At 38.7% G+C, this 23796-nt stretch carries 26 protein-coding genes; 1 reads left to right on the top strand and 25 read right to left on the bottom strand.

Annotation, left to right across the window (positions count from 1 at the left end; translation table 11 throughout):
* Positions 1-63 precede the first annotated feature (63 nt).
* From gpmI to nth, 17 genes are all read right to left on the bottom strand, one after another.
* Entirely contained in the window at positions 64-1590 is a 1527-nt protein-coding gene (gene gpmI / locus NE668_RS01540; protein WP_227037031.1) for a 2,3-bisphosphoglycerate-independent phosphoglycerate mutase, read from the bottom strand.
* 13 nt (positions 1591-1603) lie between these two features.
* Positions 1604-2374: a triose-phosphate isomerase gene (gene tpiA, locus NE668_RS01535; RefSeq protein WP_227037032.1), complete on the bottom strand. Its 771-nt coding sequence runs from the start codon at positions 2372-2374 to the stop codon at positions 1604-1606.
* Between the two features lies 1 nt (position 2375).
* On the bottom strand, positions 2376-3554 hold the full coding sequence (locus tag NE668_RS01530; protein WP_227037033.1) for a phosphoglycerate kinase: 1179 nt from the start codon (positions 3552-3554) through the stop codon (positions 2376-2378).
* A gap of 13 nt (positions 3555-3567) precedes the next feature.
* Positions 3568-4578, bottom strand: a complete 1011-nt coding sequence (gene gap, locus NE668_RS01525) for a type I glyceraldehyde-3-phosphate dehydrogenase (protein WP_174892263.1) — start codon at positions 4576-4578, stop codon at positions 3568-3570.
* A 68-nt stretch (positions 4579-4646) separates the two neighbouring features.
* The gene (locus NE668_RS01520; protein WP_012864497.1) at positions 4647-5672 is read right to left on the bottom strand and encodes a sugar-binding transcriptional regulator; all 1026 of its coding nucleotides are present in this window, start codon (positions 5670-5672) and stop codon (positions 4647-4649) included.
* Between the two features lie 240 nt (positions 5673-5912).
* Positions 5913-6539, bottom strand: a complete 627-nt coding sequence (upp, locus tag NE668_RS01515) for a uracil phosphoribosyltransferase (RefSeq protein ID WP_008601199.1) — start codon at positions 6537-6539, stop codon at positions 5913-5915.
* Between the two features lie 185 nt (positions 6540-6724).
* On the bottom strand, positions 6725-7957 hold the full coding sequence (gene glyA / locus NE668_RS01510; RefSeq protein WP_227037034.1) for a serine hydroxymethyltransferase: 1233 nt from the start codon (positions 7955-7957) through the stop codon (positions 6725-6727).
* 46 nt (positions 7958-8003) lie between these two features.
* The gene (gene rpiB / locus NE668_RS01505; RefSeq protein ID WP_227037035.1) at positions 8004-8441 is read right to left on the bottom strand and encodes a ribose 5-phosphate isomerase B; all 438 of its coding nucleotides are present in this window, start codon (positions 8439-8441) and stop codon (positions 8004-8006) included.
* Between the two features lie 11 nt (positions 8442-8452).
* Positions 8453-8899, bottom strand: a complete 447-nt coding sequence (locus tag NE668_RS01500) for a low molecular weight protein arginine phosphatase (protein ID WP_227037036.1) — start codon at positions 8897-8899, stop codon at positions 8453-8455.
* A 112-nt stretch (positions 8900-9011) separates the two neighbouring features.
* Positions 9012-10043 carry an L-threonylcarbamoyladenylate synthase gene (locus tag NE668_RS01495; RefSeq protein ID WP_227037037.1) on the bottom strand — a complete coding sequence of 344 codons (1032 nt, stop codon included), beginning with the start codon at positions 10041-10043 and terminating at the stop codon, positions 9012-9014.
* Between the two features lies 1 nt (position 10044).
* A complete protein-coding gene (prmC, locus tag NE668_RS01490; RefSeq protein ID WP_227037038.1) occupies positions 10045-10914 on the bottom strand; it encodes a peptide chain release factor N(5)-glutamine methyltransferase in 870 nt (289 codons plus the stop codon).
* Positions 10907-11989 carry a peptide chain release factor 1 gene (gene prfA, locus NE668_RS01485; protein WP_227037039.1) on the bottom strand — a complete coding sequence of 361 codons (1083 nt, stop codon included), beginning with the start codon at positions 11987-11989 and terminating at the stop codon, positions 10907-10909. Before prfA ends, prmC begins: the two co-directional genes overlap by 8 nt.
* Before the next feature lie 2 nt (positions 11990-11991).
* Positions 11992-12897, bottom strand: coding sequence for a DUF1385 domain-containing protein (locus NE668_RS01480; protein ID WP_060919733.1), 906 nt, complete (start codon positions 12895-12897; stop codon positions 11992-11994).
* Positions 12898-12954: 57 nt separating this feature from the next.
* On the bottom strand, positions 12955-13152 hold the full coding sequence (gene rpmE / locus NE668_RS01475) for a 50S ribosomal protein L31 (RefSeq protein ID WP_004696185.1): 198 nt from the start codon (positions 13150-13152) through the stop codon (positions 12955-12957).
* Positions 13153-13231: 79 nt separating this feature from the next.
* Positions 13232-13501, bottom strand: a complete 270-nt coding sequence (locus NE668_RS01470; RefSeq protein ID WP_004696187.1) for a YdbC family protein — start codon at positions 13499-13501, stop codon at positions 13232-13234.
* A 104-nt stretch (positions 13502-13605) separates the two neighbouring features.
* Positions 13606-15051 carry a hypothetical protein gene (locus NE668_RS01465; RefSeq protein WP_227037040.1) on the bottom strand — a complete coding sequence of 482 codons (1446 nt, stop codon included), beginning with the start codon at positions 15049-15051 and terminating at the stop codon, positions 13606-13608.
* Between the two features lies 1 nt (position 15052).
* On the bottom strand, positions 15053-15688 hold the full coding sequence (gene nth, locus NE668_RS01460) for an endonuclease III (protein WP_004696192.1): 636 nt from the start codon (positions 15686-15688) through the stop codon (positions 15053-15055).
* A gap of 123 nt (positions 15689-15811) precedes the next feature.
* On the opposite strand from nth, the gene NE668_RS01455 reads away from it, so the two are divergent.
* Positions 15812-16081 carry a DUF896 domain-containing protein gene (locus NE668_RS01455; protein ID WP_004696194.1) on the top strand — a complete coding sequence of 90 codons (270 nt, stop codon included), beginning with the start codon at positions 15812-15814 and terminating at the stop codon, positions 16079-16081.
* A 129-nt stretch (positions 16082-16210) separates the two neighbouring features.
* On the opposite strand, the gene NE668_RS01450 is transcribed toward NE668_RS01455, so the two are convergent.
* From NE668_RS01450 to murC, 8 genes are all read right to left on the bottom strand, one after another.
* Positions 16211-17458, bottom strand: a complete 1248-nt coding sequence (locus NE668_RS01450) for an aminotransferase class I/II-fold pyridoxal phosphate-dependent enzyme (RefSeq protein WP_227037041.1) — start codon at positions 17456-17458, stop codon at positions 16211-16213.
* Between the two features lie 247 nt (positions 17459-17705).
* Positions 17706-18275 (bottom strand): outer membrane beta-barrel protein, encoded by a 570-nt coding sequence (locus NE668_RS01445; protein WP_004696198.1) that lies wholly within the window; start codon positions 18273-18275, stop codon positions 17706-17708.
* Between the two features lie 80 nt (positions 18276-18355).
* Positions 18356-19396 carry a cell division protein FtsZ gene (gene ftsZ / locus NE668_RS01440; protein WP_004697140.1) on the bottom strand — a complete coding sequence of 347 codons (1041 nt, stop codon included), beginning with the start codon at positions 19394-19396 and terminating at the stop codon, positions 18356-18358.
* 138 nt (positions 19397-19534) lie between these two features.
* Complete coding sequence (locus NE668_RS01435; protein ID WP_004696202.1) at positions 19535-19879, bottom strand: small basic family protein; 345 nt, start codon at positions 19877-19879, stop codon at positions 19535-19537.
* Positions 19876-20571: a DUF881 domain-containing protein gene (locus NE668_RS01430; protein ID WP_004697175.1), complete on the bottom strand. Its 696-nt coding sequence runs from the start codon at positions 20569-20571 to the stop codon at positions 19876-19878. Before NE668_RS01430 ends, NE668_RS01435 begins: the two co-directional genes overlap by 4 nt.
* Entirely contained in the window at positions 20572-21453 is an 882-nt protein-coding gene (locus NE668_RS01425) for a cell division protein FtsQ/DivIB (protein ID WP_227037042.1), read from the bottom strand. It lies immediately after the preceding gene.
* Positions 21454-21482: 29 nt separating this feature from the next.
* Positions 21483-22415: a D-alanine--D-alanine ligase family protein gene (locus NE668_RS01420; protein ID WP_227037043.1), complete on the bottom strand. Its 933-nt coding sequence runs from the start codon at positions 22413-22415 to the stop codon at positions 21483-21485.
* On the bottom strand, positions 22412-23794 hold the full coding sequence (gene murC / locus NE668_RS01415) for a UDP-N-acetylmuramate--L-alanine ligase (protein WP_004696210.1): 1383 nt from the start codon (positions 23792-23794) through the stop codon (positions 22412-22414). The genes NE668_RS01420 and murC overlap by 4 nt, the downstream gene beginning before the upstream one ends.
* Between the last annotated feature and the right edge of the window lie 2 nt (positions 23795-23796).

Raw genomic sequence — 23796 nt, 5'->3', positions numbered from 1 at the left:
TATTGAGCTTAACCTTATAGGCTTATAACTCTAATTAACTACTAATATAGTGAAAGCTCCATATTATGCTTTATGTACCAAGCTGTGACCTGTCATGGCTGTTGGTTGTTGTATCCCAGCTAAATCTAATAATGTAGGAGCAATGTCACATAATTTACCAGCTTCTAATGTAGCTGTTTTTAAACTGTCGCTCATTAAAATTAAAGGAACCAAGTTCGTTGTATGTGCCGTATGTACCTTACCTGTTTCATGATTAACCATAAGCTCTGCATTACCATGATCTGCTGTAACTAACAGATGACCTTTCTTGTTACGAATAGCCTCCACGATACGACCTAAACAAGTATCTACTGCTTGAACCGCTTTAACGGCGGCTTCAAAGCTACCCGTATGACCGACCATATCTGGATTAGCAAAGTTCAAAATAATCATATCATACGTTTCATCTTGAATTGCTTGTACAACCTTATCGGTCACTTCATAAGCGCTCATTTCTGGCTGTAAATCATAGGTTGCCACTTGAGGGGATTTTACGAGAATGCGGTCCTCACCTTCAAAGGGTTCCTCTTCACCGCCATTGAAGAAATATGTAACATGAGCATACTTTTCTGTTTCCGCAATACGCAATTGGCGATAACCACCTGCACTTAGAACTTCACCTAATGTTTCAGATAATGTATCCTTTTCATACACAATATGTACGGGCAAACCATCCTCGTATTTTGTCATAGTTGCCATATATATAGATAGTGGCTTCCGTTTAAAGCCATCAAAATCAGGTAATACTAGTGCTTTTGTAAGTTCACGACCACGATCTGGGCGGAAGTTACAGAATATAACCGCATCTCCATCTTTGATAGTCCCTGCAGCATCAATCACCGTAGGAAGTACAAACTCATCTGCTGCATCTTTATCATAGGACTGTTGCACCGCTTCACAAGCAGACCCAGCTGTTTCACCTTGACCATTTACAATGGCATTGTATGCCAATTCAACGCGGTCCCAACGATTATCGCGGTCCATCGCATAATAGCGACCACTAACTGTAGCAATTTTGCCACAGTTGACCTCTGCCATATACGCTTCTAAGTCCTTTAAATAGCCTTGTGCACATTGTGGAGCTACATCACGACCATCGAGCAAAGCATGGACATACACATGCTCGATTCCATTATCATGAGCTCCTTTAATGACTGCCTTAATGTGATCTAAGGAGCAATGAACATTTCCATCAGACACTAGGCCGATAAGATGTAAGCTTTGCTTTTTAGCCACTTCATATAGCTCACGCATAACTGGGCGACTATAAAACTCACCAGACTCAACATCTTTTGTAATACGTGTCAAATCTTGATACACGATGCGACCAGAGCCAAGATTTAAATGGCCTACTTCAGAGTTCCCCATTTGACCTTCTGGAAGGCCTACCGCAAGCCCTGATGCTTCTAATGTCGTATGTGGATACGTATCCCATAATTGATTAAAACAGAGCGGCTTCGCCTGTACTACAGCATTGGTTGTATCTGTTTGATCCCCCAATCCAAAGCCATCTAAGATGACTAGCATTACGGGAGCCTCTAATTTAGCCATTTCTAACCTCATATTAAGCGCTTACTTGATTCGCCGCTTTAATAATATCAATAAATTCGTCAACCACAAGGGATGCACCACCTACAAGAGCACCATCAATATTAGGCTCTCCAAGGATTTCTAATGCATTTTCTGATTTAACGCTACCACCATACTGGATGCGTACTGCATCAGCAGTTTCATCATCATATAGAGATCGAATGTAATTGCGGATTTCTTTACATACCTCTTCAGCTTGATCAGCCGTTGCTGTCTTGCCAGTACCGATAGCCCAAATTGGTTCGTACGCAATAATCAATTGACTGACTTGTTCTTTCGGAATATCAGCCAACGCCCCTTCTAGTTGAGATGTAATCCAGTCAAGTGTATGACCTGTTTCACGGTGTTCTAAACTTTCACCAACACAGACAATAGGATTCAAATTATGATGAAATGCACTTTTAATTTTTGCATTAACGGTCTCATCTGTTTCGCCATAATATTCACGGCGCTCAGAGTGACCGATGATTACATAATTAACGCCTACTTCTGTAAGCATAAGTGGTGAAATCTCACCAGTAAACGCACCAGCATCATGATAATCCATAGTTTGTGCACCTACTTCAATAGCTGTATTTTTCGTCAATACTACAGCACGTTCGATAGCTGTAAAAGGCGGACATACAACTACATCACAGAACAGTTCCATATCTTGTAACACGCTGTTAAACGCTTCGATCAGAATTGATCCAGATGCAATGGTGCCATTCATTTTCCAATTCCCTGCAATAATGAGTTTTCTCATATTATGCCTCGGACAATGCAGCAATACCTGGTAGGATTTTGCCTTCTAAGAATTCTAAAGATGCACCGCCACCTGTGGAGATGTGGCTAATTTTATCTGCTAAACCACTTTTTTCAATGGCTGCTACAGAGTCACCACCACCAACGATAATCATCGCATCAGATTCAGCTACAGCTTTCGCTACTGCATTTGTACCAGCTGCAAAGTTTTCCATTTCAAATACGCCCATAGGACCATTCCAAATAATAGTCTTCATTGGCGCCAATGCTTCTACATAAAGTTCGCGGGTTTTAGGCCCAATATCTAATATCATCCAGCCGTCTTCGATTTGATCAACATCTACAATTTTAGTATTAGCATCGTTGCTGAAAGCATCTGCTACTACAGCATCGATAGGTGTCAGTAATTTAGCACCTGCTACGCGAGCTTCCATAACAAGGTCTGTAGCAATAACTTCTTGACCTTCTTCAAATAAGGAGCTACCAATATTACAACCTTGTGCTTTAATGAACGCATTAGCCATACCGCCACCGATGATCATTACATCAACTTTAGGCAATAAGTTAGAAATAACGGAGATTTTATCTGTAACTTTCGCGCCACCAATAATAGCTGCCATAGGTGTTTTGGGATGTACTATAGCTGCACTTAATGCGTCAATTTCTTTTTTGAGCAAGAAACCTGCTGCCATAGGGATATAATCAGCAATACCGACTACAGATGCCGCATTACGGTGAGATACACCAAACGCATCATTGATAGCAACATCTGCAAGAGATGCCAATTGCTTAGCAAACTCAGGTTCATTTTTAGTTTCTTCATTGTGGTAACGCAAATTTTCAAGCATCAATACATCACCAGATTGTAATGCTTTTACAGCTTCTTCAACTTTAGGACCAATGCAGTCATCTACGAATGCTACAGGCTTGTTGATAAGGTCAGATAAATGCTTAGCACATGGTGCCAAAGACATTTCTGGTTTGCGTTCTCCCTTAGGACGACCAAAGTGAGAAGCAAGGATAACCTTTGCCCCTTTTTCGATTAAGTAATTGATAGTAGGTAATGCACTACGAATACGAGTGTCATCAGTGATGACACCGTCTTTCATAGGAACATTAAAATCAACACGAACAAATACTGTTTTATTAGCTACTTGTAAACCTTCAATTGTTTGTTTCATCAAAGCCTCCTGATTATAAGCCTTTGCTTGCTACAAATGCGGCCATGTCGATAAGACGTTCGGAGTAACCCCATTCGTTGTCATACCAAGAAACAACTTTTACCATGTTGCCATCCATAACCATTGTCAAATCAGCATCAACAATGGAGCTACGAGGATCAGAGCTGAAATCACAGGATACCAATGGTACATCAGATACACCAAGAATACCTTTTAATTCACCAGCTGCTGCTTTGCGGAATGCTTCATTGATTTCTTCTTTAGTAGCCGGTTTTTCAAGTTCGCAAACAAGATCTGTTGCAGATACGTCTGGAGTTGGAACGCGCAATGCGAAGCCATCTAATTTACCTTTTAATTGAGGCAATACTTTAGCAACAGCTTTTGCTGCACCAGTAGTTGTAGGGATGATGGACATAGCAGCTGCACGAGCACGACGAGGGTCTTTATGACGTGCATCAAGAATTTTTTGGTCATTTGTATAGGAATGAATAGTAGTCATCATGCCGCGTTTAATACCGAATTCATCGCATAATACTTTAGCGAATGGAGCCAAACAGTTTGTTGTGCAAGATGCATTGGAGATGATATGGTGTTTTACAGGATCGTACATATCTTGGTTAACACCCATAACCATAGTTAAGTCTTCATTTTTACCAGGTGCAGAAATCAATACCTTTTTAACTGTAGGTTGTTCTAAATGAACTTTTGCTTCTTCTGCATCGCGATATTTACCTGTACATTCAATTACGATTTCTACGCCTTCTTCAGACCAAGGTAATTTGGAAGCATCGCGGTCGTGGAATACGCGGATTTTTTTGCCATCAACATAGATATTTTCTTCGTCGAATGTTACTTCGTTAGGAATTGTACCATGTACGGAGTCGTATTTTAACAATAATGCAGTACCTTCATTATCACCAGTTGCATTAATTGCTACAACCTCAACGTCAGGATTATTAATCGCTGCGCGAACTACACATTTACCAATACGACCAAAACCGTTAATACCAACTTTTACTGCCATTGTTAAATCCTCCTAATAACAAAAATTTTAACCAAATTTCAAACTAAAATTTATAACTACTAATTCGCCTATAAGGCAGAAATTTGTAACAATTGACGCATCCCCTCCGCTGCTTGCTCATCAATTATGAGTATACCTTTTTGACAAGCTCGCATCACACCTATAATAGCATTCGCTTTTTCTTGTCCACCAGCTACAGCAATAACATTGGGAACCTTTACTACATCAGGAAGTGATAAACCAATATTATTAGTAGAATAAATTAACTTACCCTCAATGTCACAATATTGACCAAGTGCTTCACCTACCGCATGATTATCTATTAACTGCTTACGCACATCATCAGCAATATGGCGCTGATCTGCCATGCGCATTGCAGTACCAATACCAAATAATAGTACGTCAGTCCTACTAATGAGATCTCCAATTTCTTTAATTTGCGGTTCACAAGTCATGAGCATATGTAATGAGTCTTGTGAAAGTCCATCAGGTAAATGGAGCATCTTATAGGACCCGCGAAGTCTTTCAGCTAACACAGAAGCGATTACATTAGCTTGGTACTCCACTACCTCACCAACGCCACCCCGGGCAGGTACAACAATAGGATTAAATGGTAATACTGGCATCTCTTCAGCTACTGCAGCCATTGTACTGCCACCACTGATGGCAACTACAGAGTCAGGCTCTAATAATTCCTGTAATAGCTTTGCTGCTGCAAAACCTAACTTTTTAACCATCAAGGTTCCTTCAGTAGGAGTGATGATAACCCTATCGATATGAAGTGCTTCAGTCAATCGATGTTCTAGCTCGTTAATACGATCTAGCTCATTTAAAAAATTTCGCAACTTTGGAACAATTGCATGTCCCTCGTCAGTGAGAAAAATCCCTGGTTTATAAATGTCTACAAGACCATTAGCACGCATTAACTCAATATGACTTCGTACGGTTCGCTCAGGAAGGTCCGTTGCAGTAGCTAATGTCCTACGGCCTATAGGCTCTTCATAAACAAGGTGGTTTAGTATTTTGTATCGCTCCTTCAATACGCTAACAATTTCAGGAACAATACGTTCACATATCATTAGAAATTCGTTCATCGGGTCCCTCCTTTACCCGTTGGGATTATATGAATCGTTCTTCGTCCCATGTGAACAAAATCCGTCCCACCTAAAATAAAAAAATACTTTTACACTTGTATTGTATACCCTATGTGAATTTTATTCAACCCTAAATAAGAGAAAACGACATACGCCTTAGATGATTTGTTACTGTTCCCAATCTAATAGTATGTCGTCATGTCCACTTATTATATGTTAAATATGCCGTTTTATTGTATTTTATTTTGTACCAAAGATACGGTCACCAGCATCCCCTAAGCCAGGCAAGATGTAACCATGATCATTAAGCTTTTCATCAAGTGCTGCTACATAAATAGGAACATCAGGATGTTCTTTATTTACTGCTTCTACCCCTTCAGGAGCAGCTACTAAGCACATTAATTTAATATGTTTAGCACCTTTTTCTTTTAGCAATGTAATCGCTGCAGCTGCACTACCACCAGTAGCAAGCATTGGATCAGTTACGATGAAGTCGCGTTCCCCTACGTCAGATGGTAGTTTACAGTAGTATTCTACTGGCTTCAAAGTTTCAGGATCACGGTACAAACCAATATGACCAACTTTTGCAGTTGGAATTAAACTAAGCATACCATTTACCATACCTAGACCAGCGCGAAGAATTGGAATAATACCCAGTTTTTTACCTGCAATTCGTTTGCCAGTCATTTTAGTTAGTGGTGTTTCTACCTCCACATCCTCAAGTGGTAAGTTGCGTGTAATTTCATACCCCATCAACATAGTAATTTCATCAAGTAGTTCTCTGAAATCTTTAGAGCCTGTTTGTACGTCACGCATCAATGTAACTTTGTGTTGAATCAATGGATGTGTCATAACATTAACTTTCATGACTGTCCTCCTATAAAACAATATACATATCCCATTCTAGCGATTAACCATCATATTTACTCTATCACAGATTAGAAAATCATGCCATAAAAATATTGAAAGGGATGTGCCTATGGCACACCCCTTTTACACTACCTATAAACTTATAAAACTATAAATATATAATACAATCTTAATATAATCGATTAGTACAATGGATACGCTTCACAAAGTGCAGCAACACGTTTACTAGCTTCTTCATGGACCGATTTATCCTCAGGATTTTTAAGAACCACTGCAATAATATCGGCAATTTCTTCCATATCTTTCACTTGCAAACCACGTGTTGTAAGAGCTGGCGTACCAAGACGAATACCGCTTGTTACAAATGGGCTAGCTGGATCAAATGGAATTGTATTTTTATTACATGTAATACCTACTTCATCGAGTAAGTGTTCAGCTTCTTTACCAGTTAAACCAGTATTGCGAACGTCTACAAGCATAACGTGAGTATCTGTACCGCCAGAAACAATTGTTAAACCCTTTTCTTGCAATGCTGCAGCCAACGCTTTTGCATTGTCGATAACTTGTTGTGCATATACTTTGAACTCAGGTTGTAAAGCTTCACCAAATGCTACGGCTTTAGCAGCGATAACATGCATCAAAGGACCCCCTTGGATGCCAGGAAAAATGGCTTTATCGATTGCTTTAGCATACTTTTCTTTGCAAAGAATCATACCACCACGAGGACCACGCAATGTTTTATGAGTTGTTGTAGTAACGATATCAGCATATTCTACAGGATTTGGATGTAAACCTGCTGCTACAAGGCCTGCGAAATGAGCCATATCTACCATGAAGATAGCATCAACTTCATGAGCTACATCAGCCATTTTTTTGAAGTCGATTTGACGGCTATAAGCACTACCACCGGCAATAATCAATTTAGGTTTTGCTTCCAAGACAATCTTGCGGAACTCATCGTAATCGATTTGTTGTGTTTCTGCATCTACACCGTAAGGTACTACGTTGAAATATGTACCAGATACGTTAACAGGGGAACCATGAGTTAAGTGACCGCCATGGGACAAGTTCATGCCCACAATAGTATCACCTGGTTGTAATAATGCGAAATACACGCCAAAGTTTGCTTGAGAACCAGAGTGAGGTTGCACGTTAGCATGTTCTGCACCGAACAAGCGTTTTGCACGTTCAATAGCTAATGTTTCAATAACATCAACATTTTCACAACCACCATAATAACGTTTACCAGGATACCCTTCTGCATATTTGTTAGTCAATACGCTGCCTTGAGCTTCCATTACTGCTTGAGAAACAAAGTTTTCGGAAGCAATCATTTCTAATTTATCGCGTTGACGTGCTAACTCTTGATTGATAACAGCTTGAATATTAGGGTCTTGTTTTTCTAAGAAACTCATGAGTATCCTCCTCATATAGAACAACTATCTATAAAGTAATGATGTATTATTTCTCTAATGCTTTTATTTTCTCTACACGACGTGCATGACGTCCACCTTCAAACTCAGTTTCCATAAAAATGGTTACAATATCGTTAGCAAGGCCTAGTCCAATAACGCGTTCACCCATAGTAAGGATATTCGCATCATTATGTTCACGACATGCGTGAGCGGAGAATGTATCATGACAAAGAGCAGCACGAATGCCCGCTATCTTATTTGCTGCAATACCGATACCGATGCCAGTACCACAAATCAAAATACCACGATCTACTTGACCAGATACGACTGCATTCGCTACAGGTACAGCAATATCAGGATAGTCGCAAGAATCAGCTGTATGACAGCCAAAATCCTCTACTTCATGTCCCAATGTATTTAATAATTCCTTAACGGATGCTTTTAAATTTAATCCGCCATGATCACAACCGATTGCAACTTTCATAATTTCATCTCCTACGCCTTCTGAGGCACTGATGTAAGACCAGCCTCTACTAAGTGATAAATTTGTTCCGCACATTGATTATATACGGTTTGATCAGATCCATATGGGTCCGTAACATCACCATCTTGACCACCCCACTCGGAAATCGTTTTGATTTTACTTTCCTCAAATGGGAATTGGCGAAGTAGTACAGATTTGTGCTCTTTCGTCATACCAATGATAAGATCTGCTGCATTCACGAGTTCCATCGTCAATGGTCTCGATTCATGATCAGAAATATCTGCAATGGAACGGACGGCTTCCACGGCTTGTTCAGTTGGTTCTGCGCCATAAGCGGCAAATAACCCAGCCGATACAGTGGTAACATCCTTATGTTGCTCCGCTGCAAGTGCCCGTGTAATACCTTCAGCCATAGGGCTACGGCAAGTGTTACCGGTACACACAAATAAAATATTCATAATAACATCCTTACTTAATCACATTTTGTGATTACTTTATACATTATAGCAAATCTATCCAATATGTAAAGACATTTTTCTATTATCAGTGGACATATTTATGCTAGTAAATTTACTTATAAATGATATGATGACTCGATGCTTTTTCCATTCGATTCATAATGGCAACACCGAAACCATCATCATCAACACCTTCTGCTAGGATTAGCGTAACATGATTTTCATTAAAATGTAATAGACTTTTATAAAAGTCGTGCCCCAATGCTAACGCATCACCATGATGGCCAAAACAATGACATATAAAGCGTGTATCCCCTTTAATCAAATTATACGTTTCATGACTTACCAAACAACCTATGGGACCTTCTACCTCTGCAGAAAGCGCTTTGAAAGTACTTGCTACATCTTCTGGACTGCCTACAACAACTGTCATAGGTGCATCAGGAGCATAATGGGTATACTTCATACCGGGAGCCTTTGGCTTAGTTGTTGCATTAACAAGAGCAGTATCATACTCAACAGTAGACACAACATCTTCTAGCTGTGCTTTTGTAATTCCACCAGGTCTCAATATAATGACCTTATCATCATGAACTTCCACCACAGTAGACTCTACACCAATCGTACATGAACCAGCATCTAAAATATAGGAAATACGGTCCTTCATATCATGATAAACATCTTGTGCCGTTGTGGGACTTGGCCGTCCAGATATATTAGCACTAGGAGCCGCTATAGGTACACCAGCACGCTCTAATAAAGCTCGACAAAGCTCATGATCAGGGCAACGTAAAGCAACACGAGGTAACCCGCCTGTAGCACGATCTGGCACTAAATCTGATTTAGGCAATGTGATTGTCAACGGACCAGGCCAAAACGTATCCATTAATAATTGTGCCGTATTTGAAACCTCTGTTACTAAAGGTTTTATACTTTCACTATTAGGAACATGTAAAATAAGTGGATTATCGGAAGGGCGACCTTTAGCGATGTAGATTTTATCCATCGCCTCCGGATCTAACCCATTAGCACCTAATCCATATACAGTTTCTGTAGGAATGGACACTAATTCACCATTACGCAAAGCGCAAGCAAGCATATCTAGTTCTTGATCTGATGGATTTGTAATAATTTGAGTATCCATATTATCCCTCATACACAGCTGTTATAACGCGATTATTTCCACCAAGGTCAGTAATACATCGAATATTAGAATACTGCCCTGTTTCCTCTAATAAAGACTTTACAGCCTCAGCTTGATCAAAACCTATTTCAAAAGCTATACGGCCTTGCGATTTTAAATATATACCGCATGATTTAGTCAAAATACGATAAAAATCAAGTCCATCTTCACCACCAAATAAGGCAATATGAGGCTCATTTAACACGTCCTGAGACAATAATTTAGCATCCCCTGTACAGATATATGGTGGATTCGATACGATGAGGTCAAACCTCTCAGTTTTAGCTACCAAACCAGAAAACATATCGGATTCTATAAATTGAACACGATCATTTAAATTAAACCTTTCACAGTTTTCCTCAGCCACTGACAAAGCATCGGTAGATATTTCAAGTCCTACTCCACACGCATTCGGCAAGTAGTGTAATAGACTTAACAATATCGTACCAGAACCCGTACATACATCGAGTACACGCATATCGCTATCTTTTGGATATGTGCCTAGTACATACTCAATCAAAGTTTCTGTATCAGGTCGAGGAATCAATACTTTATCATTAACCTTAAAGGTCAATCCCATAAAGTCCTTTTCCCCAATAATCGCCGCTACACAATGACCCTTAACTCGTTCTTGAACGAGAGGTCTAAAAGCATCGAGTTCCTCTTGAATAAGCGGTTGGTCATAATGGGTATATAGATAAATACGATCCTTGCCTAAAATGTGAGAAAGCAGTACTTCCCCATCAAGTCGAGGTGTATCCATCTCCTTGCTTTGAAAGTACTGCTCTGTCCACTGGAGAATACGACCGATTGTCCAAATCTCCTTATGCATTTGTATTGGCCTCCTGCATTTTTGCCGCTTGGTCTGCAGCATTTAAGGCTTGAATAATTTCATCAAGATCGCCATTTAAAATAGCATCTAATTTATATAATGTTAAATTAATACGATGATCTGTGACGCGTCCTTGTGGGTAATTATAGGTGCGAATACGTTCACTACGATCACCTGTACCGACTTGACTCTTACGATCTGCAGCCATACTAGAAATGGCCTCTTGTTCAGCTTGATCCTGTAACTTAGCACGTAATACACGCATAGCTTTTTCACGGTTTTGTAATTGAGATCGTTGATCTTGACACGCTACAACGATACCAGATGGTAAGTGTGTAATACGAACAGCAGACTCAGTTTTATTGATATGCTGACCACCGGCACCACTCGCACGATATGTATCAATTTTTAAATCTTTCTCATTAACTTCAATATCAACATCTTCCATCTCTGGCAATACGGCTACTGTAACGGTAGATGTATGTACACGGCCTTGTGTTTCTGTAGCCGGTACACGTTGTACACGATGTACACCAGATTCAAATTTCATCTTAGAGTATACATTTTCACCATCCACAGAGAAAATAACCTCTTTAAAGCCACCAAGCTCTGGTTCATTAGCATCGATAATCTCACAACGCCAGCCTTGGCTTTCCGCATATTTTGTGTACATGCGGAACAAGTCGCCTGCAAATAATGCAGCTTCATCACCGCCAGCGCCCCCGCGAATTTCGATGATAATATTTTTATCATCATTAGGATCCTTAGGCAATAATAGAACTTGCAACTTTTCTTCCAATTCCTCTTTTTGAGGTTTTAACTCTTTCAATTCCTCTTGAGCCATTTCTCGGAATTCTTCGTCCATGGATTTATCTTCAATAACTTCCATAGCTTCATCAATACAAGATAAAACTTTTTTGTAGGTACGGAACGTTTCAACGGTTTCAGATAATTGAGCATGTTGACGGGTCAATTTACGCCATTCATCTTGGCGAGCAATGACCTCTGGGTCACTAATACGCTGCTCAAGATCCATAAATTTATCTTCAATAACTTGTAATTTATCAACTAACATGTTTATTCCTCTTCATATGCGTCACTCTCAGGCGGACGGACCTCTTCTAAAGCTCGTATAGCAACTTCAATTTGATCATCTTCTGGTTCACGCGTTGTCATATATTGTAACGCAAGACCTGGTTTAATAAGAGCTTTCACAAAAGAATGATCGCTACGTCCAGCAAGACGAATTACCTCGTACGCAATACCAGCTACTACAGGCATAAGGAGTACGCGGCTCACGATACGTTCCAACAAATTGGGCCAACCCAAGAAAGCAAATACAAAGATACTAACTACCATAACAATAAGTAAGAAATTTGTACCACATCGCGCATGCAAGCGACTTTGTTGGCGAACGTTTTCTACAGTTAAAGGCAAATCTAATTCATAAGTATGAATCGTTTTATGCTCTGCCCCATGATATTGGAAAACTCGTTGAATATCCTTCGTAAGACCAATCCCCCAAATATAAAGTAAGAAAAGTACTAAACGAATGATACCTTCAATGAGATTTAATACTATATGATTATCCTGTACACCAGGAATGAACTTTACGATAAATGTAGGCAATGCCAAAAACACAGCTATCGCAAACAGTGTAGAAATGACCATGGTAATGGCGATTTCACTATTAGACATTTCTTCCTCTTCATCGCCAGCAGCCTTAGCAGAAAAGGATAAAGCCTTCATGCCTATCACTAAAGATTCATAGAGAGCTACACAGCCACGAAGAAATGGTTTTTTCAATATTGGATATGTGTCAGCAATGGACTTTGTAGCCTCTTTTTGAACTACAATAGTTCCTGCAGGCTCACGTACGGCAGTTGCCGTATAGCCAGGGCCTCTCATCATGACACCTTCGATCACAGCCTGTCCTCCAACAAACTTTTTTATACGTTCTCTGTTCACAAGATCTCCTCTCATAAACAAATATAGGCAGAGCCAACAGCCCTGCCAATACATGTTACATTACAATACAAATTATTTGCCGTAACGTTTGTTAAATTGTTCAATACGACCACGAGCTTGAGCCGCACGTTGTTGACCAGTGAAGAACGGATGGCATTTGGAGCAAACGTCTACACGAAGGTCTTCTTTTACAGAGCCAGTTTTGAATGTGTTGCCACAACCGCAAGTTACTGTAGCTTCTTTATAGTCTGGATGAATACCTTGTTTCATTCTATACACCTCTTTCCAGCAATCAATATTATTCTTATAGATTATAGCATGACACCTGCACAAATGCAAGTAACCAATACTATTCCTTGGATGCTTGCTTTTCTTCAATAGCCTCAGCTAAAATAGCTTCCAAGTCGCTTTCGTTGAGGATGTCACGCAATGCAATAAGCTCCTCTAAAGAAAGGGTAATACCTTTTTTCATGCTTGTATATTCACTATCCCAAGCACGAAGATCAAACTTAGGATTGTATTTTCCCCAACTAGTACATGTTAATTGTTTTTTCCAACCATCTTTATCTTCAGATAAAGTACCAATAACCTTGAAGATTTCAAAATTAATAACTGCCATAGGTCCTCCTTTCTTACATATTCATATGCTATGTTTCGTATCTACTATATTTAGTAGTTTATATTTTTTAGGATACGATATATTTTAAACCAAAATTATATGATTTACAATTCTTTTTTATAGTCACTATAATCTTCAATATCAATAGAAGCTGTAGGTGGCATAACTTGTGCACCTAATGAATCTACGGTCTCTTTCCAACTCCTTGTAGCCTCCGTAACAGCCTTGATATATGCCTCGTCAGCAGCCTGTACAGATTCAATTAGTTGGGTCTCATCCTTTACATCTAATACGCGACGACGTACGCTACTAAGCATATAGCCAAAGGATTCATCTGTTTGAACGAGCATGGAAATTTCATGAATCAATGTTTGACCCGTAGTGCTGCAGAAATAGGCATACCACATATATACTAATTCAGCATCTGGGAACATCCAGTACATATCATCTACAGGCGCTTTTGTCGTAATATCTACATCAATATGATCAGTATGACGTTTAAAAGTAAGAAAATAAGCTCCACTTTCAATAAGAGCAGTGCGACCTAATTCAGATACACGGCTATCAATGCAATAAATACCATCTTGACCTAAGGCTACGTCCGTTTGACCGCCGGGCAACAAAATAGAACGCAAGGACAAGCCATAATTTAATACCGTAAATACTGGCAATTGCGCAAATACGCCATGAGGTAATGGAATATAATTAATTGTTTTCCACTCATCCCCTACACGTTCACGAAGACCAACACGCATTTTTTTTACATCGTATTTACCATATACGATTTCATAAGCCCCTAATGGAGTCCATTCTCGTATAACTTCTACTCGTTTTTGGTTCAAGAAAAATTGCAACGCCATATTATTTAAGCCCAATTGATTTTGTGCCATTGTAGCAGGTAAGAATAATTGAGCAGTCCCTTCTGGAACCAAGTTATGTAATCCGTTAGCGACCTCTTCTACAATATCTTCAGAGGATTGGAACATACCAACTGTGCCTGTAAAGATATGGTCAAAATAGCTACGATGAGGCCATTGATTAATGATTTGAGCCATCGGATATAAACGTGTCAAAATGCTATAACACACGGGAGATGCCGTATACAGAACGACTTTTTTATCTTCATAAGATTGAAGAATCTCTTCAACCATGCCTGCATATTCTTCTACATAAGCATACAGAACCAATTCTCCCGTTTTACTATGAGCTTCGATACTTTCACGAACAGGAATTTCCCAAATAGTGCCTACATCTAGACCTTCTAAAATGCCTGTGTCACTAATAAAATCAAACAATTCCACTCTAAAGGATGGTCCATAAAGAGCTTGGAATGTATTCAAATCATATGGTACAGGACCAAAGGATTCTACTGTGGATTTTTCTGCTAACGCATATAAATCATCTGCCGTTACACCCCACTCACGGGAGCTAGCATTACTAGAAATCAATTGATCTAGCACTTTAAAACGCATTAACTCATTTACAATATCAATTCCCTCAATACCATGATTAGCACAAAGGGCAATAAATTCTTCGTTATTTACTTTCATATTAAACCTTTCCGGCTGAAGGACATAAATGATTTAAAAAACATTCATTACACAAAGGCTTACGAGCCTTACACAATCTACGGCCATGATAGATTAACCAGTGGTGTGCAGCAGCCCAGTCCTTTTTTGGAATTGCCTTTTGTAACTTTTGTTCCATCTCTTCTGGCGTCTTAGCAATACCTAATTTTAATCGGTTAGACACGCGAAATACATGTGTATCTACCGCAATGGCTGGTGTACCAAATAAAACGGATACCACAACATTTGCTGTTTTACGCCCCACACCAGGCAATTCAACGAGTTGATCAAACTCACGAGGCACCTCTCCATGATATCGGTCAACTAAAATTTGACAAGTAGCAATTAAGTTTTTTGCCTTGGACTTATAAAGACCGCAATCTTTAATGAGAGTCTCTAACTTAGCAACTCCGATTTCAAGCATCTTTGCAGGATGATTAAGTTCTGGGAACAGTCGTTTAGTAACAATATTAACCCGTTCATCCGTACATTGTGCTGACAAAACTACAGCAACTAATAATTCAAATTCATTTGTATACTCAAGGGCAGGTTTTGCATCAAAATAATGCTCTTGTAACAATTTCAACTGCTCTGCCTTTATCGCTTTTGTTACACGCATACAGTTCTCCTTTCTCACCTGTGAAAGTACAGACGCGTACAACTTATATCTTACCATACGTATTCATTAAGTTCTATGTTATAATAAAACATACTATTCTAATATAGAATACAGGAGGCGCATATGAGTAATATTAACGATACATTAAAACGAATAAATGAACTAGCTGCAAAGAAAAAATCTGGTCAAGAATTAACGCCAGAAGAGTTAGCAGAAAAAAAAGAACTATACGAAATCTACTTAAGCTTCATTCGTGGTCAAATTACAAGCACTTTGGACCGCGTTGAATTTATAGACCCAGAAACAGGTGAAAGAACCGCTCCTAAACGAGCGCTTGAAAACTTGGCAAAAGAAGCTGATAAAGACATTAAAGAGCATAAAGATATTCACTAATGTAACAAATAAACAAAATTGATTACATTACTAATATCCTTTTATATTTATTCAATCAAATTTATATCTACATACTAAAAACCACTTGATACATGTATCAAGTGGTTTTTAGTATAATTTACTTATGTATTATAATTTACCAAGACGTTTCATGGCATTATAAATTTTTTCAGCTAGACCTGTCATTTGACATTTAGGAATACCACATGCTGCTATACGAATACCATTTGCTAATGCAATCACATAGATGTGCTCTTTTTTCAATTCTTCACAGATAGCATTCGCAGAGTCTGTAGGAATTGTAATAAAGAAGCCACCGCGGTAAGGTAACATAGGAAGTCCTACTTGTGCTGCTTCTTGTTTAAAGATATCAGCACGATCGCGAATTAATTGATAATAGCAATTGCGTTCAGCTTCATATTCCTTAAACTTAGCTGGATCAGCCACAATATTAGCCATTGTACGCATTGCGGGACGACAAATATTGGACCATGTGGCACGACTTGTAGATTTGTTAACTTCGAAAAACTCATCAGCTATTTCTTCATCATCAGAGATCCCAATCATCGCACCAACGCGCTGACCATACATAGTAAATCCTTTAGATAAGCTATAACACACACAGGTGAGAATTTCTTTTGGTAAATGACTAAATTTATTGAAGAACGCACGTACCTCATCTTTTTCACCAGAGTAATCAAGATATGCTACATCAATACCAATAATCACATTATTTCGACCAATAGCAACTAAATCCTTCAAGAAATTAAGGATAGAATTCCAATCTTTATCCTCAATAGAGTAGCCGGTTGGGTTATTACCTGGTGTGTTAAAGATAACAACCACATTTGTTTGTTTAGCCGCCAATTCGTTTACACGATTTTGGAATGCTTCATGATTAAAGTTATTATGTTCATCAAATAAGGAATACGTAACTAGTGTACGTCCAGTATCACTACAAATAACACGGTATGCACCCCAGTACCAATCCGCTGTTAATACTTCATCACCAGGCTCTGTATAGTTATGAATCAAATGATGAATGCCACCAGTGCCACCTGCGGTAGCAATGCTACGAATATGACCTTCTGGACGGAAATTACCAAAACATTCTTTTTCAGCAGCACACAAAAAATCTGGAATACCCGCAATTGGTGCATAACCAACATGTTCAGAATCCGAAAGACTCAAATATTCTTCTTTAACGGTCTTAAGAAAAACTAAGTTTCCCTCTTCATCATGAATAGCACCCAACGTACCATTCACAACATTCTCACGGCCATTTTCTTTAGCATCAGCTTGAGCTTGACCAGCAGTTACGAAGATTACGTCTTTTAATTTTTTTCCTTTTGCATGCTTTGCAGCAACACTTGTCATAACTTGCACCATCCTATCTGAAATGAATATTACACATTTATCATACCTAAACTGATTTAAATATACAACGTATATTCAGTAAATATATTGTATACATAGAAGATTTAACTAACTATTAGTAATTCAACACTTATTAAATATATATATAATAATTAAGTACCTTATTTAGGAAAAATAGTTAACAAATATACAATAAAACAGTAAATATATAAAAAAAGACCACTCAAAAGAGTGGTCCTTATCATCCTTAGAAGGAGTAGCCTACACCAGCGTGTAAACCTTTTGCAGTTTTATCATTGCTATCTACGCTATATTTATCATAGCCATAGTATACATTCAAATCTACATCAGGGCGTACTTCATATTGAGCACCTACTTGATAAGTTTGCTTAATATCATTACCCCAACCAGCCTTAGCAAAGCCGTTTACTTTATTAGTCAAAGGTACATGACCGATAACACCAGCTTGGAAACCAAGTTCAGTATCATTTGTACGAATCGCAGTACCTGCACCATATAGATTTACATTTGGATGTACCTTATAAACCAATGCTAATTGATGATCTTTAATATCGCCATTTTTTGCATTTAATTTATCGTAAGAGTATTGTAATGCAGCTTTATTGGAAAGGTCGTGTTGTAAAGAAACACCGAAACCATCATTGCTATTGCCACCACCGTTAGATACGTGTTGTTTAAAAGCATAATCAGCTTGTACCTTGGTGGATCCATCACTAATTTTTGTTACAGGAGCTGCAGCAAATGCACTGCCGGCTACAACTGTAGCTGCTAAAGTTAATAATACTAATTTCTTCATTTTTACCTCCTATACACATACCAATGGTATGTCTTAATAAGTTACTAATTGATAGGTATAATAATTATACAATCTATAAATTAGCGTTTCATGAATACAGGGATATCAGGGATACCACTGTTAGTATTTGTAGTGGATGCCGGACGGGATGTAGTTGTTGTTTTACCGAATTCAGGTACATTCTTAGTATTTGAATTAAAACCAGTTGCCACAACAGTAATTTGAACTGTATCGCCTAAGCTTTCATCGATAACAGAACCAAAAATAATATTTGCATCAGGATCCGCCGCTTCAGAAATAATTTCGGCAGCTTCATTAATTTCAAACAAGCTTAAGTTAGCACTACCGGAGATATTGAGTAAGATGCCTTTTGCACCATCGATAGATGTTTCCAACAATGGGCTATTAATAGCCATTTTAGCTGCGTCAGCAGCGCGGTTTTCACCTTCGCCAACGCCAATCCCCATCAATGCTTCGCCTTGTTCAGTCATGATAGTTTTAACATCTGCAAAGTCAAGATTGATCAAGCCAGGAACTTGAATCAAGTCTGAAATGCCCTTGATACCTTGGCGAAGTACATCATCAGCTGTACGGAATGCATCGCTTAAGGAACATTTTTTATCTACAACTTGCAACAATTTATCATTAGGAATAACGATAATAGTATCTACTTTTTGAGTCAAGAATTCAATGCCTTTTTCCGCTTGTGCACGACGGCGTTTACCTTCAAAAGCGAACGGTTTAGTAACGACGCCTACTGTCAAGGCACCGATTTCTTTAGCACATTCTGCAACGATAGGAGCAGCACCTGTACCAGTACCACCACCCATACCAGCAGTTACGAATACCATATCAGCACCTTCAAGAGCTTTTATAATTTCTTCGCGACTTTCTTGAGCAGCCTCTTCACCGATTTGTGGATTTGCGCCTGCACCAAGACCTTTTGTAACCTTCTCGCCAATTTGAATCGTTACATCCGCTTTAGATAATTCAAGCACTTGGCTTTCAGTATTAGCGGATAAAAATTGAACACCTTTAAGATCGCTATCTACCATGCGATTAACAGCGTTATTACCGCCGCCACCAACACCGATAACTTTAATATTTGCAAAATCAGACATTGAACTTCCTCCTCTTATCGTTATCTATCGTATCAATATACGTCCCAATGTATCGATTTATATACTGACAATCTTATAACAATTACATTTATTTTACACTAAAATTTAAAAACTTTCCACTATATAGAATGTGATTTATTAGAATCGCTTAGTCATAATAATCTTTCGTATAGCGCCTACATTAATAAATACATGCAATCCAAAGCCAATAAGAGCTACGTAATATAGGTTAATTCCTATAAGGTCACCTACATATACAAGAATAACAGCTAACACAACATTTGAAAAGAACCCAAGTACAAAATTACTAAGATCAAAGGTTCGTTCCAATGCAGCCCGGCTACCACCAAATACAGCGTCTAGTGCAGCCAGAACAGCGACTGATGTGTAATTTGCATAACTTATAGGTATATGAAATGGTGAAAGCCACCCTAATGTAGTACCTACAATTAAACCAACAATGGCAAAGATATAAATATTCATTCTTTACCTCCTGTTTCATTAGGCTTTATATGTTCTTCTCTGAAGGTTCCTGTAAAAGCTGGAATAGCTATTTCATTTTCTTCCTTTATGGTTACCTTTATGCCCCAGTGTTTCAAGGAATCCACCACACCGCCTCGCATGGTGAGCGCAGAATTTAATGTTTTTGGATCACCAATCGCTTTAACTGTAAAAGGCGCCCCAAAAACCTTACCATTCACAGTAATAGTCGGACCAGAGCATCGTATTTCAGAAGTCCCTATGAGACGTTGATCATTGATAGCTATCGCCTCAGCCCCACCAGCTCGCAATTCATTAACAATACGTAAAATATCTTCATCATGAATCACATATAAATTAGGATTTTCACCACTTTGAATAGGCTTTAGGCTATCCTCAATTAATACACTAACACCCGTACCTTTAACATTAGTTAAAGCTGCTTTCATCATCAACTGTTCATCTGCTTTAACATTGCTACTAGCACCAGACTGTTTAAGTTCTTCTATTTGTTTTAACAATGCATCACGTTCACTTTGAGCCTCTCGTAATTGTACGGCTAAATCACCAGCCCGTTGTAAACGGATATTTTCTTCTATATTATCTTGAGTCATCTTATATTGAGTAACAACCATGAAACCCAATATACAGCTGACTAGGGCTATTGCCCACCGTTCGTGTCTCACGACAATCATCTACCTTTTATCTTCAACATGACCTTGTTTATCTTGTTTTGTATCATCCTTCTTAGTAGATGAATTTTCTGTAGTCTTTGTTCCTGTCTGATGCTTTTTAACTTCCGGTATTACATCAGTTTTTATGTATGGCGATGAAACATTAACATCTATATATTGTACATTGCTATGTGTTGTCTTAATATCTTGTAACATAGACTGAGTTAACTCGGCTTTTTTAGCTAAGTCTTTGCCATCCCCCAATCGAATCTGTACACCTGAAACAGTATATGCCATTATCGCATCAAGATCTCCAATATTAACCTCTGCAATATTCTTGAATGTCTCCTCATCGAGTGAGTTCAAATATTCAAGAGCCGCCAATATCGGTTTATCTACTACCGTATCACCTAATAGTATATTTCCAGCTTTCACACCAGAAATCATAGGAACAGATGTGTCTTGTATAGCTGGCTCAGATGCAATCACTTGTCCCTTACTATCAAGAGTCAAATATCCAAACTGAGCCGGTACAACTGCAACAGCTTTGCGTTCTATGACACGTACGACCATTGTAAATGGCAATTGATAACTAATTTGGGCCTCTTCAACCCGTAAGTCTTTCGCCAATCTAGTTTTTAATTTCTCTGTACTAATTTGCAATATATTTACAGGTTCATGAATATCCCCTGCTACCATTACATCTTGTACAGTTACCTTATCCGACCCTATAATTTTTAAGGATCCAAAAGGAATAGGTAGTGTAAACAATCCCACCAACACGAGAGTAACTGCACCACCGATTTTTAACACTCGTTTTCTAAATACAGCCCGTTCATCTTGAACAGGTGTAGAAGACTGCATCTCCCCAGAGTTGGATGGATGGTATTGCTTATCATCCATAGATAACTCCTTATGTTCTTATTAAGCCCTTAAAATTTCCCTATACTAGCTGTTAATAGAATCTTTTCACATAATGTTGGAAAGTCAATTCCCATTTCTTTAGCTGCCTTTGGTACTAAAGACGTTGCCGTCATACCTGGCACAGTATTGTATTCTAGAACATACATATTATCTGCATGATCTGTCATAATATCAACACGAATAACCCCACTGCCTTGTACTTCGCGATACACAAGTTCCCCTATGCGTTGCATCTCAGCAGTCATTTCTTCACTAATAGGCGCAGGTACTAAATATTCTGTAGCACCTACAGTATATTTACTGGTATAGTCATACTCCCCAGAATGTGGACGTATTTCAATTACTGACAATGCCTTTCCGTCAAGAACGGATACTGTAAATTCGCGACCATCAAGAAATTGCTCTACTACAAGAATCGGATCATATTTTAGCGCTTCTGTAACAGCAGCCTCCAATTGTGCCTCATCACGAACGATGGTAACGCCAATACTAGAGCCTTGAGTGGCAGATTTCACCACTACAGGAATCGTAAACTGTTTACGAATATATCCTATAATAGCTTCTGCAGATTCTAAATTACCATTAAAGGATTCAGAAGTAGCTGTTGGAATATTAGCCCCTTTGAAAACATCTTTGCTTACTTTTTTATTCATTCCTACCGCATGAGCCATGATGCCCGATCCAGTATATGGAATTTCTGCCATTTCAAGTAAGCCTTGTAATGCACCATCTTCACCATAACGACCGTGAATTGCATTAAATACAATCTCTCCACCTAAGGATTCAATGTCTTTTAAAACAGTACGAGGATTAAGTTCTAATGTTTGGGCATTATACCCTTTACTTTCGAGTGCTTCCGCAATAGCAGCGCCAGTACGGCGAGATACTTCAGCCTCTTTGGAAGGACCACCCATCAATACGATTATTTTTCTATCTTTCATTGTAAGCCTTCCTCCAATATAGCTAATAATTTAGGTCCATATTGATTAATAGAGCCGGCACCCATTGTGATAACTAGATCATTAGGTCGCACAATTTTTGCCAATACAGCCGGTATATCATCAACAGAAGGTACATAATGTACAACCTTATGTGTAGCAGCTTCAACAGCGTCAGGAATAGTACGTCCATCGATACCTGCAATCGGATCTTCACCAGAACTGTAAATATCTGTCATATATATTTCATCAGCACTGGTAAAAGCAGTGGCAAATTCATCTTTCAACAAGCTTGTACGTGTATACCGATGCGGTTGAAACACACAAATAACGCGATGTTTTTCAAGCTCTTTTGCTGCTCTTAAGGTCGCTTTAATTTCTGTTGGATGATGTGCATAATCATCGACAACCCAGACGCCAGCAACATGACCCTTTGTTTCAAAACGTCGTTTTGCACCGATAAATTTACCTAACGCTTTTGTAATAAAGCGATTCTCTACACCGCAACATTCATGAGCCACAATAAAGGCTGCCAATGAGTTTAATACATTATGTTCTCCAGGCACGCGCAAGCTGATGCGGCTTATATTAATGCCTTTATGATATACATCATATACCAAGGAAGAGTCCACATAATGAATATTTTTTGCTACATAATCATTATTATCCTCTAAGCCATATGTAATAAAAGTACGTTTTACGCGGCTCATAACATAACGAATATTTTCATTATCACCACATACGATAGCTTTGCCTGCTTCTGGTAACGTTTCGACGAACTCACAGAAAGCGTTTAACAAGTTATCCATAGTCTTATAATGATCCATATGATCATCTTCAATATTAGTTATAACAATAGTATGTGGATGCAATTTCAAAAATGAACCATCGCTCTCATCCGCTTCCACAACTGAAAAATGGCCTTTCCCAAGGCAACTGCTACCTTTGAGATAATCTACTTCGCCACCGATAATTACCGTAGGGTCCGCATTAGCCTCCACTAAAATTTGTCCAATCATTGAAGTTGTAGATGTTTTACCATGCGCACCAGCTACTGCGATACCATCTGTTACATCTAATACAGCCTTTACAATATCAGAACGATGTAAAATGGTAATCCCTTGCTCTTTAGCGGCAACAATTTCAGGATTGTCTTCACGAATCGCTGTAGAACGAACTATGGCATCAACACCATTTACATATTCTTTATTATGACCGATATGCACCGTGGCACCCATATCTCTAAACTTAGAAATCACTGCAGATTCAGCAATATCTGAACCAGATACATCATAACCTTTTTGAATCAAAATATTCGCTATCGCACGCATACCAGATCCACCAATACCGATAAGGTGAATTTTGTGAATACCGTCTAACATAA

Source organism: Veillonella parvula, assembly GCF_024461875.1.
Taxonomy (GTDB): Bacteria; Bacillota; Negativicutes; order Veillonellales; family Veillonellaceae; genus Veillonella; species Veillonella parvula_I.
This window is presented reverse-complemented; position numbering and strand designations above follow the sequence as displayed.